The sequence below is a fragment of the Lachnobacterium bovis DSM 14045 genome (genome assembly GCF_900107245.1).
GTDB lineage: Bacteria > Bacillota > Clostridia > Lachnospirales > Lachnospiraceae > Roseburia > Roseburia bovis.
This window is the reverse complement of record NZ_FNPG01000005.1, coordinates 126,565-140,513: the sequence shown is the minus strand read 5'-3', so window position 1 is coordinate 140,513 and position 13,949 is coordinate 126,565. Positions and strand designations below refer to the sequence as shown.

Here is a 13,949-nt window from a genome sequence, read left to right as displayed (position 1 = left end):
GAGGAATAATGAACGTTAAAAAGAAAATAGTCGTTATAGTTTTTTCTATCATGTTGCTTGTGATTGCAACTTGTACTTTTGCATTGATAGTTAATGAAAATCATAGTGGTAATGCTAAGATAACATTATCAGATGATAAAGTGAGTATCCGTGGCGAAGGTGTATATACAAAAAAGTCAAATATAATTATTAATCGCGCAGGAATATATAGTTTTTCAGGAAAATTATCTGAAGGACATATTATAGTTGATGTAAAAAGCGGAAACGTAGTTATTAATTTTGATAATGTTAGTCTTTTAGCAAAAAAAGAAAGTTTAATACAGCTAAAAAGTGCACATAGAGTAACACTTAATGTGAAAAAAAATACTATAAATTCTTTGACATTAGGCAATAATAAAAATGTAAACGAAAAACTTCAATCTCAAGCTCAAAAAGAAAAATCAGAGATTGATGTTTTTTATAAAAAGAATGAGTTAGCTCAACAAGGAAGCGAGAAAGCATCTGTAACGAAAACTAGTAATGATAAAACTGATGAGCAAGATAAAAAAACATCAAAATCGAATAAAGAAACAGTTGAAGAGATAATGAAATGTAATACTGATAGAACAGTTATTGCATCAGAAGTCCCATTTGAGATAAATGGAATTGGAGATTTGTTTATAAATTCATATAATGGATGTTCAATTGTATCAAAGGGTGATTTGCTTTTTGACAATGCAAATATTACTATTGTTTCAACTGATAATGCTATTATTTCAAATAAAAATATAGATATTAACGGAGGTATGTACAATATTACTTCAGGTAATAGTGGTGTTTTGTCTGGAGGATATATTAATAGTTCAAATGCTAGAATTGATGTAAAAACTGGCATTTTAGTGAAAAAAGTATTTGAAGAAGTATATCAAGGTAACAATCAGGATGTGCTTAATAAGTATAAGAGCTCTCGTGTTAATAAGAATTACTGGTCAGGTTTGTATTCTGAAAAAGGAATATCTTTTGAAAAAAGTGATTTAAAATTTAACACATATGGAAATTCAATTTATGCAAAGAGTGATATTGCTTTGACAGAGAACTCTTTGAAAATAAATACATCTAATGATGCTATTATAAGTAAAAGTGATTTAAAAACTGTAAAGAACAATATTGTTATAGAAAATGCTAAAAACGCATTGAATGCGGATGTTATTGTGTTAAATGACAAAGAACTAACAATTAATTGTACAAATAATGCAATGTCAAGCCAATCTGATGAAGATGATATTAGATTAGAAAATAGTAAAATTAATATTAAAACAAATAATACTACATTTGTAACTCAAAAAGCTGTAATTATGAAAAATAGCGATGTTAGGCTTGAATCTACAAAAGAATCAGAAAACTCGATTTTTAAAAATGTACAAACAGATGGAGGTCTCGTTGTTGAAGGTGGAAGCTTTATTGCTTTTTTAAAAAATGTTAATAATCAAATTTGGAATAAAGAAAATGAGACAAATTTTTCTGTAATTGAGTTGCCAGAAGAGATTAAAACTGAAACAGATTATGAGGTCGTTTCGCCAAGTGGCCAAAAAATTTGTAAGGGTAAATTACCAGTAGGAACCCAAAAAATTGTGTTTGCCTCTAATAAAATTCAGGATAAAATGAAACTTTGTTATTTGGATAAAGTTATTGAATGTTCTTTGACTGTTGGTGAAGGGCAGGATAAGGATTAGATGGAGGATTTTATGGAGAACGAAAAGCAACTTGATATGCCAGATAATCATATAGTAGATGATTTGGCAGAATTATTTAAAACATTTGGTGAAGGTACAAGAATAAAAATTTTATTTTGTTTATCTAAAGAAGAAATGTGTGTAAGTGAAATAGCAAATATTATAAGCATGTCACAGTCCACTGTTTCACATCAGTTAAAGATTTTAAAACAGGGTAAACTGGTAAAAGCAAGAAGAGAAGGAAAACAAATCATATACTCATTAGCAGATGGTCATGTGTATTCTATAATTGGACAGGGCTTAGAACATGTGAGAGAATAGTGCATGTGCTAGCTTGGAATTATTCAGATAATAGAATTTATCAGAAGTTAGGACATGTAAAAAATAGAACACATAAAAATTATATATGTAATAATTACATTTGTGTTATAAATAAAAATTGGAAGGAAGAAGAAATGTCAACAAATCCAAAAATAATTTTTTTTGATATAGATGGAACAATTTGGGATGAGAACCATAATATTCCAGATAGTACAATTAAAACAATTAAGCTACTAAAAAAAAACGGCCACAAAACTTTTATATGTAGTGGAAGAGCAAAAGGTAACATTATTGATGAAAAATTATTAAATATAGGTTTTGATGGTATTATTGCTGCATGTGGTAATCACATTGAAATGAATGGAAAAATACTTTATGAGAATATTTTGTCAGATGAACTAGTAAAAAAGTCTTTGGATGTTACGAAAGAACAACACATTCCTGTCGTTTTGGAAGGACCTGTTTATCATTGGCTTGATGTTGAAAAGTTTTCAGGTGATCCGTACACAATAAAACTAAAAAAAGTTCTAAAAGATAAAGCATTACCACTTGAAGAATATGAAGGCAAAATCGTTATAAATAAGTTTTCAGGTGATATAACTAAAGATACAGATATGAATGTTGTTGAAGAAAAATTAGGAGATGACTTTGATTTTTTAATACATGAAGGTGATGTTATAGAATTTGTGCCTAAAAATACTTCAAAAGCAACAGGAATAAAAAAGGTATGTGAACTTTTGAATATAGATAATTGTGACACATTTGCGGTTGGAGATAGTATTAATGATGTTGAAATGTTAGAGTTTGTTAATACTGGAATTGCTATGGGAAATTGCACACAACCGGCAAGAGAGGTTGCTGATTATGTTACAACTAGTCTTTGGGAAGATGGAATATTTAATGCGATGAAGCATTTTGAATTAATATAGTTTTTCCATAATTATATTTAAAAAGCATTATTTTCTTTAAGAAGAAAAAGTGAGAAAAAGTGAGAAAAAAAGAGAAAAATAAAGAAAAATGGACAAATATGCGCAAAACACATAGTTTTATAGGATTGCAATTAGCACTATAAAAATTTATTATTTAGTTATCAATTAGCACTCGATAGTGATGAGTGCTAATAAAACAAAAAGATAATATAATTTGAGAATGATATTTAAGAGGAGGCATATAAATGAAATTAGTACCATTAGCAGATAGAGTTGTCTTAAAACAACTTGAGGCAGAAGAAACAACAAAGTCAGGAATTATTCTTACAAGTTCAGCACAGGAAAAACCACAAGAAGCTGAGATTGTAGCAGTAGGTCCAGGTGGAGTGATTGATGGAAAAGAAGTAAAAATGCATGTGGAAGTAGGACAGAAAGTTATATATTCTAGATATGCAGGTTCTGAAGTTAAATTGGACGGTCAAGAGTATATTGTTGTTAGACAAAATGATATTTTAGCAATTGTTGAGGATTAATAGTTAAAAATTATTTATTAGAAAAGAGGTATTTTATAATGGCAAAAGATATTAAATATGGATCACAGGCTCGTGCTGCTTTAGGAGCAGGTGTAGATAAATTAGCAAATACAGTTCGTGTAACATTAGGACCAAAAGGTAGAAATGTAGTATTGGATAAAGCATATGGTGCACCTTTAATCACAAATGATGGTGTTACTATTGCAAAAGAAATTGAATTAGAAGATGCTTATGAAAACATGGGTGCTCAACTTGTTAAAGAAGTAGCAACGAGAACAAATGATGTGGCTGGTGATGGTACAACAACAGCTACTGTTTTAACACAAGCTATGGTTCAAGAAGGAATGAAAAACCTTGAAGCAGGTGCTAATCCAATTGTTCTTCGTCGTGGTATGAAAAAAGCTACAGATAAAGCAGTTGAAGCATTAAAAGAGATGAGTCAAAAGGTTAATGGCAAAGACCAGATTGCTAAAGTTGCTGCAATTTCTGCTGGAGATGAAGAAGTTGGTAATTTAGTTGCTGATGCAATGGAAAAAGTAACAAATGATGGTGTTATCACAATTGAAGAGTCTAAGACAATGAAAACTGAATTAGACTTAGTAGAAGGTATGCAGTTCGATAGAGGCTATTTATCAGCATATATGTGCACAGATATGGATAAGATGGAAGCAACATTAGACGATCCATATATTTTAATTACTGATAAGAAGATTTCTAATATCCAAGAAATTTTACCATTGTTAGAGCAAATTGTTAAATCGGGCTCTAAATTATTAATTATTGCTGAAGATGTTGAAGGTGAAGCACTTACAACATTAATTGTTAATAAATTACGTGGTACATTCAATGTAGTAGCTGTTAAAGCTCCAGGTTATGGTGATAGAAGAAAAGCAATGCTTGAAGATATTGCTATTTTAACAGGTGGACAGGTTATCAGTTCTGATTTAGGATTAGAATTAGCTGATGTAACATTAGAGCAGTTAGGTAAAGCTAAATCTGTTAAAGTTCAAAAAGAAACAACAGTTATTGTTGATGGCGCAGGCTCAAAAGATGCAATTAAAGCAAGAGTAAACCAGATTCGTAACCAGATTGAAGAGACTACTTCAGAATTTGATAAAGAAAAATTACAGGAAAGACTTGCTAAAATGGCAGGTGGAGTAGCTGTTATTAGAGTTGGTGCAGCAACAGAAACAGAAATGAAAGAAGCTAAGTTAAGATTAGAAGATGCTTTAAATGCAACGAGAGCAGCAGTTGAAGAAGGAATTATTTCAGGTGGTGGTTCTGCTTATATTCATGCATCTAAAGAGGTTCAGAAGTTAGTTGAAACACTTGAAGGTGATGAGAAGACAGGAGCAAGAGTAATCTTAAAAGCATTAGAGGCTCCATTGTTCTATATTGCAGCTAACGCAGGATTAGAAGGTGCTGTTATTATTAATAAAGTAAAAGAATCTGAAGTTGGAGTTGGGTTTAATGCAGCAACAGAAGAATATGTTAACATGGTAAGTTCGGGTATTCTTGATCCAGTTAAGGTTACAAGAAGTGCATTACAGAATGCTACATCAGTTGCTTCAACATTATTAACAACAGAATCAGCTGTTGCTAATATTAAAGAAGAAACTCCAGCTATGCCAGCAGCTAATCCAGGAATGGGCGGAATGATGTAATTTAATGTTATATCATTATAACAAAATTAAAAAGACTGTATAATAAATAGTATGATTAATAAAAGTAATCGATAGGCATGTACATGTTGAGACATGCCATTCGGTTACTTTTTTAATACAGTTTTATGTAATTTTAACAAAATATTTTATAAAAAATATATTGCTTATTTTATATTTTTTATGTTATACTCTACTAGGTATGTTTATTTTACAAGTTACTCATCTTTGTAAAATTACATAAAAAAATAACGAGAAAACACGGTTAATGACGATAAAACTGGTGCCCATTGGGTAGCTTTGTCGAGCGAGTTGACCGGAAGAATTAAACCATGGAGGTATTAAAATGAGTGTTATTTCAATGAAACAATTATTAGAAGCAGGTGTTCATTTTGGACATCAGACAAGAAGATGGAACCCTAAAATGGCTCCATACATCTATACAGAACGTAATGGTATCTATATCATCGACTTACAGAAATCTGTAGGAAAAGTTGATGAAGCATATGATGCTCTTTCTGACATCGTTGCACAGGGTGGAACAGTTCTTTTCGTAGGTACAAAGAAACAGGCTCAGGATGCTATTAAATCTGAAGCAGAGCGTTGCGGAATGTATTTCGTAAACGAAAGATGGTTAGGTGGAATGTTAACTAACTTTAAAACTATCCAGAGTCGTATTGCTAGATTAAAACAGATTGAAACAATGTCTGAAGATGGAACATTTGATGTTCTTCCTAAAAAAGAAGTTGTTGAACTTAAAAAAGAATGGGAAAAATTAGAGAAAAACCTTGGCGGAATCAAAGAAATGAAGAGAATTCCAGATGCTATCTTTGTTGTAGATCCTAAGAAAGAAAGAATCTGTGTTAAAGAAGCTCAATCATTAGGAATTACTTTAATTGGTATCGCTGATACTAACTGTGATCCAGAAGAATTAGATTACGTTATCCCAGGTAACGATGATGCTATCAGAGCAGTTAAATTAATTGTTTCTAAAATGGCTGATGCTGTTATTGAAGCAAAACAGGGTGTAGAAGAAGTAAACTCAGAAGTTGATGCTGAAGAAGCAGAAGCTTAATTTGCTCTATCCTTTTAACAGAAGAGGAAAAAGTATTTTAAGAAACTCATATAGGTGTGTAATGCAGTCTTTATGACTGCATTACATCATAAGAGTTTTTTGAAGTGTTTAATTAAATTAAATAATTGGAGGATGAAGATAATGGCTATTACAGCAGCTATGGTAAAAGAATTGCGTGAAATTACAGGCGCAGGAATGATGGATTGTAAAAAAGCATTAAATAAAACAGAAGGAAACATGGATGAGGCTATTGAATTCTTAAGAAAAAATGGTCAAGCTAAAGCTGAGAAAAAAGCTGGTAGAGTTGCAGCTGAAGGTCTTTGTTCAGTAAAAATCGAAGGAAATACAGCAGCTATGGTTGAAGTTAACTCTGAAACTGATTTCGTTGCTAAAAATGAAGTATTCCAGGAATTTGTTGCTTCTGTGGCTTCTCAGGTAGTAAAATCAAACGCTACAACAGTTGAAGAATTATTAGAAGAAGATTGGAACGAAGATGCAAGCAAGAAAGTTAAAGATGCATTAGTAGATAAAATTGCTGTTATCGGTGAAAACTTAAAAATCAGAAGATTTGTTAAAGTTACATCTGAGAACGGATGTGTAGTATCATATGTTCACGGTGGTGGAAGAATTGCTTCTATTATCGAAGCTGACACAGAAGTTGTAAACGATGAAGTTAAAGAAGCTTTATTAAATATTGCTATGCAAGTTGCAGCTTTAAATCCAAAATATATTTCAAGAGAAGAAATTTCAGCAGAGCATATTGCTCATGAAAAAGAAATTCTCCTTGCTCAGATTATGAACGATCCTAAAGAATCTCAAAAACCAGAAAAAGTTATCAAAGGAATCGTTGAAGGTCGTGTAAATAAAGAATTAAAAGAAGTTTGTTTAGTAGATCAGGTTTATGTAAAAGCTGAAGATGGAAAACAGACTGTAGCTAAATATTTAGAAGAAGTATCTAAAAAAGTTGGTGCTACTGTAACAGTTAAGAAGATGGTTCGTTTTGAAACTGGTGAAGGAATCGAGAAGAAAGAAGAAGATTTCGCTGCAGAAGTAGCTGCTCAGTTAAACGCATAATATGTAAGAGATTACACTTACTTATCCCCAAAGTCGTTGCGAAGTCATTGACTTTGGGGCTTTGTATATAGTGAAAAATAGATAATAGATTACATTTTTTGAAAAAGTCAAATAATATCTTTTTTTCTGCGAATTTCTCTAATTATTTCCGTGATATTTGGTTTACAACCTTCTAAAATATGATAAAATATAATTAAGTATAATATTTTAGGAGGGGGTTATAGGAAAAGGGGAATTTTGATGACGTAAAGGACTTACAAGTCATGAGGAACATTTGAACTAGATTTTTTCCGATTACAAAAGCAATTGTACAATGATACTGGTATATTAGATAATATTACAAATCCTTTATGGATAGTAATTGGTGTAGTAGCAATGTGAGTTAGGCAGCGGTTGGTGAGTTTGAAAAAGAACGAAGTATTACATTTTTGACTAGTTAATAAATGTAATATCAATTAAAAATGCAAGTAGTATTGAATAAAAGCTAAGTAAAATATAAGGGATTAATGGAGGTTTGAATATGGGACTATTTAAAGATTTTAAGGATGATTTTTCACAGGCTGTTAATGATACAGCACCTGTTGAAGAAAAGAAAACTGAAAAAACTACAAAAACAATTGAAGTAGATGTTGTCAAGAATAGGCAAGCATCAGAAAGTACAGATTTGAAATCAGAGTTATCTAAGCTAGATGGTTTACTTGAGCAGGCTAATGAAAGTGAAAGAAAGATTGGCGTTCATAAATCACAACTTTCTAATTCTGAAAATTTAAGTAATCCGGCTAGAAAAGAAGAATCATTATTAAATAGTAAAGATATGAAAAATGATTTTGAAAATGGTAGGACACAATTTGTAGATATTTCTGGAGAAGCATCAGATGATGTCTCAATTATCACTCCAAGTACATCTTTAGTAGGGGATATTCAAACAACTGGTTCGTTTGATATTCAAGGTCAGATAACGGGTAATGTTGCATGTAATGGTAAATTAAATGTAACAGGAACAATTATTGGAAACAGTAATAGTGCGGAGTTCTTCTCTGATGCTGCTAAGATTGAAGGAGAAATTGTAAGTACAGGAACAGTAAAAATAGGTGCTGGTTCTGTAATTATTGGTAATATTTCTGCAACATCTGCAGTAATTGCGGGAGCTGTAAAAGGCGATATAGATGTTCAAGGACCAGTTGTAGTTGATACATCTGCTGTTGTAATGGGAAACATCAAGTCACGTACAGTTCAAATAAATAATGGCGCGGTAATAGAAGGTTTTTGTTCACAAACATATGCAGAGATAGATGTACAGGGCTTATTCGGAGTAAACTAAAGAGGTAATTAGAAAATGAAACGTATTTTATTAAAATTAAGTGGTGAAGCACTCGCAGGAGATAAACATCAAGGCTTTGATGAGGCTACTGTGACTGTTGTAGCTAAACAGATTAAAGAAGTTGTAGATAGAGGGACACAAGTTGGTATTGTTATCGGTGGCGGTAACTTTTGGAGAGGTAGAAGTAGTGAAACAATTGATCGTACAAAAGCAGATCAGATTGGTATGTTAGCTACTGTAATGAACTGTATTTACGTTTCTGAGATTTTACGTTCAGTTGGTTTAAAGACAGCAGTTCTTACACCTTTTGAGTGTGGATCAATGACTAAACTATTTTCAAAAGATCGTGCTAACAAATATTTTGAAAAGAATATGGTTGTTTTATTTGCAGGTGGAACGGGTCATCCTTATTTTTCAACAGATACTGCTACAGTATTAAGAGCTATTGAAATTGAAGCTGAGGGAATTTATTTAGCAAAAGCAATTGATGGAGTATATGATAGTGATCCAAAGATTAATCCAAATGCTAAGAAATATGATGAGATTTCAATTGATGAAGTGATTGATAAGAAACTTGCAGTAATTGATTTAACAGCTTCTATTATGTGCATGGAAAATAAAATGCCAATGTATGTATTTGGTTTAAATGAAGAGAATGGTATTGTTAAAGCTGTCACAGGCGATTTTAATGGTACAAAAGTAACAGTTTAGTAGGAGGAATTTTTAATGGATGAGAGACTTAAATTGTATGAAGAGAAGATGCAGAAATCTTTAAGAAACCTTGAAGAAGAATATGCATCGATTAGAGCAGGTAGAGCTAATCCTCATGTTCTTGATAGAATTCGTGTAGATTATTATGGAACACCAACAGCACTTAATCAGGTAGCAAATGTATCTGTTCCTGAACCAAGAATGATTCAAATTCAACCATGGGAAGCTTCGCTTGTAAAAGAAATTGAAAAAGCTATTTTAGTTTCCGACTTAGGATTAAATCCAACTAATGATGGTAAAGTTGTACGTCTTGTTTTCCCAGAATTAACAGAGGAAAGACGTAAAGATCTAGCAAAAGATATAAAGAAAAAAGGTGAAGATGCCAAAGTTGCTATCAGAAATATCAGAAGAGATGCTAAGGATTCATTTAAGAAACTTAGCAAGGAAGGTGATATTTCAGAAGATGAAATCAAAGATTTAGAAGATAGTGCTCAAAAATTAACAGATGAATTTATCAAAAAGATTGATAAAGCTGTTGAAGTAAAAGCAAAAGAAATCATGACTGTTTAAAGTTTTGACATCTTTATAAAATAGTAATTAGACTAGTGGGGCATGGTTTTTCACATGTCCCACTTTCTACATAAGGAGAAAATTTAATGGCTAATAATATTGATGAAATAAAAGATAAATTAAAAATTCCTAATCATGTAGCAATAATTTTAGATGGAAATGGAAGATGGGCTAAAAGCCAAGGAAAACCAAGAACATATGGACATACAGTAGGTGCAAAAAATGTTGAACGAGTATGTAAAGCTGCAAACGATTTGGGAATTAAATATTTGACATTGTATGCATTTTCAACAGAAAATTGGAAAAGACCAGATACGGAAGTAAAGGCTTTAATGAAATTATTAGGTAATTACTTATCAACATGTATAAAGACTGCTAACAAAAATAATATGAGAGTTAGAGTTATTGGAGATAAAACAAAATTAACAGATAAATTTCAAGAAAAGATAAAAGAGTTAGAAGAAATTTCTTCGCATAATAATGGACTAAATTTATCTATTGCCATTAACTATGGAAGTAGAGACGAAATGGTTCGTGCAATAAAAAATATTTCAGAAGATATCGAAAATGGTTTTCTAAAAAAAGAAGCTATTGATGAGCAACTATTTTCTTCTTATTTAGATACGAAGGATATTCCAGATCCAGATTTGATGATTAGAACTAGTGGGGAACAACGATTATCTAATTACTTATTATGGCAATTGGCTTATAGTGAATTCTATTTTACGGAGACTCCTTGGCCAGCATTTCATGGGGAGGAATTGTTAGAAGCAGTCAAAGAATATACAAAAAGAGATAGAAGATTTGGCAAAATAGAAGAGTAAAAGATTTTACTTTTCCTTTTTATGATATATAATAGAATATGTTTGTAAAGTATAATATGATTTATCTTTATTATGTAGCATGATAAATTATGTAAAATGAGTTAGTAAGGAGACTAAATTAATGTTTAAAACTAGACTTTTAAGTGGAATTGTATTAGTTGCACTTTCAATTTTTTTGATTATAACAGGAAAAGAAATCCTACTCTTTTCTACTATGGCGATTTCGTTAGTAGGTATGTTTGAGTTATACCGTATATTTAAAATACATGATAATATCCTTGGCTTTGTTGGTTATGCCTCAGCTATTGCATATTATCTTAATTTAAAACTACATTTTGCTAATGATGTTGCGTTAATTGCTATGGCAACAATGATTTTTATTATGTTTGTGTATGTCTTTACATATCCTAAATATAAGGCAAATCAAATTACAACTTGTTTCTTTGGTATTTTCTATGTTGCTGTGATGCTTTCGTATATTTATCAAATTAGAAATTTAACAAATGGTGTTTATATAGCATTTTTAATCTTTTTATGCTCTTGGGGATGTGATACATGTGCATATTGTGCGGGAAAACTATTTGGAAAACATAAAATGTCACCTAAACTTAGCCCTAAAAAATCCGTTGAGGGTGCAATTGGAGGTGTTTTAGGAACAGTAATTTTAACAGTGGTTTATTTATCAATTTTCAGAAGAAACATGAAAATTGATGTAAAAGAGATTATGATTTTGGCTATTGTATCAGCAATTGCAGCATTTGTCTCAATGGTTGGTGATTTAACAGCATCGGCGATTAAAAGAAATTATGAAATCAAAGATTATGGTAAATTGATTCCAGGGCATGGTGGGATTCTTGATAGATTTGATAGTATGATTATAACTGCACCAATTATTTATTATTTAGCATATTATACGCTTTAGTATAAATGTGAACAAAAGTTTAAATTTAGTTTATTGAATCTAAGTTTTAATAGTATTATAATTACAAGTACTATGATTTATAAAGGAGTATCAAAGTGAGAAGTATTGCTATTTTAGGTTCTACAGGTTCTATAGGTAAGCAGACATTAGAGGTTGTAGAAGAACAGGGTGATTTAAATGTTGTAGCCCTTTCATGCAAAGGAAATATAGATATTTTAGAAAAACAGGTAAGAAAATATAGACCGAAGATAGTATGTGTGTATGATGAAAGAAAAGCTAGAGAATTTGAAGTTGCAGTCAAAGATTTAGATATAAAGGTTACATCTGGAATAGAAGGGCTTATTGAAGTTGCAACTGTAAAAGAAGCTGATGTCGTTGTAACTGCTGTTGTTGGAATGTTAGGAATTCGTCCAACAATAGCTGCTATAGAAAGTAAGAAAGATATAGCATTAGCTAATAAAGAAACTTTAGTAACAGCAGGACATATTATTATGCCACTAGCAAGAGAAAATGGAGTTAAGATTTTACCAGTTGATAGTGAGCATAGTGCTATTTTTCAGTCATTAAATGGTGAAAATTATAATAGGATTAGTAAGATACTGCTTACAGCCTCTGGTGGACCATTTAGAGGAAAGAAAATATCAGATTTAAAAAATGTTCGTGTAGAAGATGCTTTGAATCACCCTAATTGGTCGATGGGTAGAAAAATCACTATAGATTCTTCAACTCTAGTAAATAAAGGATTAGAAGTAATGGAGGCAAAATGGCTTTTCGGTGTTGAGGCAAAGCAGATTCAGGTTTTAGTACATCCACAGAGTGTTATTCATTCTGCTGTAGAATATGAGGATGGGGCAGTAATTGCTCAGTTAGGCACACCGGATATGAGATTACCAATTCAGTATGCTTTATATTATCCATTACGCCGTAGTTTATCAGGAAAAAGATTAGATTTGTTCGAGTTAGGTGATTTATCTTTTGAAAAGCCTGATTTAGATACATTTAAGGGCTTATCACTTGCATATGAAGCAATTGAAAAAGGTGGTAATATGCCAACTATTTTTAATGCTGCAAATGAAAAAGCTGTTGCAATGTTTTTAGATAATAAAATTAATTATCTTGAAATAATTGATATTATTCAAGCGTGTATGGGAGAAATGGAATTTATTGAAACACCTAGTCTTGACAATATTTTAGAGACTGAAAATAATACCTACGATTTTATAGGAGAAAGGTGGTAAGATGAGTATAATAATTGCAATAATTGTATTTAGTGTAATTGTTTTATTTCATGAATTAGGGCATTTTTTATTTGCAAAATTGAATAATGTAAAAGTAAATGAATTTTCGCTAGGACTTGGACCTACGCTTTTTGGAATACAAAAAGGTGAGACAAAATATTCTATTAAAGCCTTGCCTTTTGGTGGAGCATGTATGATGGAAGGTGAAGATGAAGAAAGCAGTGATGGAAGATCGTTTAATAATGCTTCTATTTTAGGCCGAATGGGTATAGTTTTTGCTGGACCTTTTTTTAATTTTATAATGGCGTTTGTCTTTGCTACGATTGTTATAATGGTTTCAGGATATGATACTACCAAAATAGTTGGTGTTCAGAAAAATTCAGCTGCTGCTGAGGCAAATTTAAAGGCGAATGATGAATTGCTAAGAATTGATGGCAAGAGGATTCATTTCTTTTCTGAAGTATCAACATATAGATTTTTTCATCCAAATAAAAAAATAACTATAGAGTATAAAAGAAATGGTAAGATTCTATCAACGGAAGTAAAACCTAAATATGATAAAAAAACCAAGCAATATTTATATGGTATTGCAGGTGGAGATTATAATAAAAATCCTAATTTATTTGATTCTACTGTTCACGGATTGTATAGATGTAAATATTATGTCTACACAACTATTGATAGTTTGAAGATGTTAGGTAGAGGTAAAATAAGTGCAAACGAATTAAGTGGTCCCGTTGGAATTGTAAAAGACATGGGAAGTAATTATAATGAAGCAAAGAGTCAACAGGGATTAGGAGTAGCATTTTTATTTTTATTAAGCTCTGCTTCTCTTTTATCGATGAATTTAGGTGTTATGAATCTAATTCCAATTCCTGCGCTAGATGGTGGAAGGTTATTTTTCTTAATTGTTGAAGCTATTATGAAAAAGGTTTTCAAAAAAGATGTAAATCGAGAAAAAGAAGGACTAGTCAATTTAGTAGGAATTGTATTATTGTTAGGTATTATGGTTTTAGTAATGTTTAATGATATTAGAAAGATTTTGATATAAATTTTGG

General features: G+C 31.2%; 14 protein-coding genes. All 14 read left to right on the top strand.

What is annotated here, in order from left to right; all coding sequences use genetic code 11:
- Nucleotides 1-8 precede the first annotated feature (8 nt).
- The 14 genes from BLV79_RS01875 to BLV79_RS01810 all read left to right on the top strand — a co-directional run bounded on the left by BLV79_RS01875 (nucleotide 9) and on the right by BLV79_RS01810 (nucleotide 13,942).
- Nucleotides 9-1,712 (top strand): carbohydrate-binding domain-containing protein, encoded by a 1,704-nt coding sequence (locus tag BLV79_RS01875; RefSeq protein WP_074715692.1) that lies wholly within the window; start codon nucleotides 9-11, stop codon nucleotides 1,710-1,712.
- 12 nt (nucleotides 1,713-1,724) lie between these two features.
- On the top strand, nucleotides 1,725-2,033 hold the full coding sequence (locus BLV79_RS01870; RefSeq protein WP_242871410.1) for an ArsR/SmtB family transcription factor: 309 nt from the start codon (nucleotides 1,725-1,727) through the stop codon (nucleotides 2,031-2,033).
- 134 nt (nucleotides 2,034-2,167) lie between these two features.
- A complete protein-coding gene (locus tag BLV79_RS01865) occupies nucleotides 2,168-2,962 on the top strand; it encodes a Cof-type HAD-IIB family hydrolase (protein ID WP_074715766.1) in 795 nt (264 codons plus the stop codon).
- A 245-nt stretch (nucleotides 2,963-3,207) separates the two neighbouring features.
- Nucleotides 3,208-3,495: a co-chaperone GroES gene (locus BLV79_RS01860; RefSeq protein ID WP_074715688.1), complete on the top strand. Its 288-nt coding sequence runs from the start codon at nucleotides 3,208-3,210 to the stop codon at nucleotides 3,493-3,495.
- A 38-nt stretch (nucleotides 3,496-3,533) separates the two neighbouring features.
- Nucleotides 3,534-5,159 carry a chaperonin GroEL gene (gene groL, locus BLV79_RS01855; protein ID WP_074715686.1) on the top strand — a complete coding sequence of 542 codons (1,626 nt, stop codon included), beginning with the start codon at nucleotides 3,534-3,536 and terminating at the stop codon, nucleotides 5,157-5,159.
- Nucleotides 5,160-5,502: 343 nt separating this feature from the next.
- A complete protein-coding gene (gene rpsB / locus BLV79_RS01850) occupies nucleotides 5,503-6,231 on the top strand; it encodes a 30S ribosomal protein S2 (protein WP_074715684.1) in 729 nt (242 codons plus the stop codon).
- A 141-nt stretch (nucleotides 6,232-6,372) separates the two neighbouring features.
- Nucleotides 6,373-7,305 (top strand): translation elongation factor Ts, encoded by a 933-nt coding sequence (tsf, locus tag BLV79_RS01845; protein ID WP_074715682.1) that lies wholly within the window; start codon nucleotides 6,373-6,375, stop codon nucleotides 7,303-7,305.
- Nucleotides 7,306-7,825: 520 nt separating this feature from the next.
- The gene (locus BLV79_RS01840) at nucleotides 7,826-8,626 is read left to right on the top strand and encodes a polymer-forming cytoskeletal protein (RefSeq protein WP_074715680.1); all 801 of its coding nucleotides are present in this window, start codon (nucleotides 7,826-7,828) and stop codon (nucleotides 8,624-8,626) included.
- Nucleotides 8,627-8,641: 15 nt separating this feature from the next.
- Nucleotides 8,642-9,337 (top strand): UMP kinase, encoded by a 696-nt coding sequence (gene pyrH, locus BLV79_RS01835; protein ID WP_074715678.1) that lies wholly within the window; start codon nucleotides 8,642-8,644, stop codon nucleotides 9,335-9,337.
- A gap of 15 nt (nucleotides 9,338-9,352) precedes the next feature.
- Entirely contained in the window at nucleotides 9,353-9,907 is a 555-nt protein-coding gene (frr, locus tag BLV79_RS01830; protein ID WP_074715676.1) for a ribosome recycling factor, read from the top strand.
- 86 nt (nucleotides 9,908-9,993) lie between these two features.
- Entirely contained in the window at nucleotides 9,994-10,731 is a 738-nt protein-coding gene (locus BLV79_RS01825; RefSeq protein ID WP_074715674.1) for an isoprenyl transferase, read from the top strand.
- A gap of 121 nt (nucleotides 10,732-10,852) precedes the next feature.
- Entirely contained in the window at nucleotides 10,853-11,653 is an 801-nt protein-coding gene (locus BLV79_RS01820) for a phosphatidate cytidylyltransferase (RefSeq protein ID WP_074715672.1), read from the top strand.
- 95 nt (nucleotides 11,654-11,748) lie between these two features.
- A complete protein-coding gene (locus BLV79_RS01815) occupies nucleotides 11,749-12,891 on the top strand; it encodes a 1-deoxy-D-xylulose-5-phosphate reductoisomerase (protein WP_074715670.1) in 1,143 nt (380 codons plus the stop codon).
- Between the two features lies 1 nt (nucleotide 12,892).
- On the top strand, nucleotides 12,893-13,942 hold the full coding sequence (locus tag BLV79_RS01810; RefSeq protein WP_074715668.1) for a M50 family metallopeptidase: 1,050 nt from the start codon (nucleotides 12,893-12,895) through the stop codon (nucleotides 13,940-13,942).
- The last annotated feature ends 7 nt before the right edge of the window (nucleotides 13,943-13,949 follow it).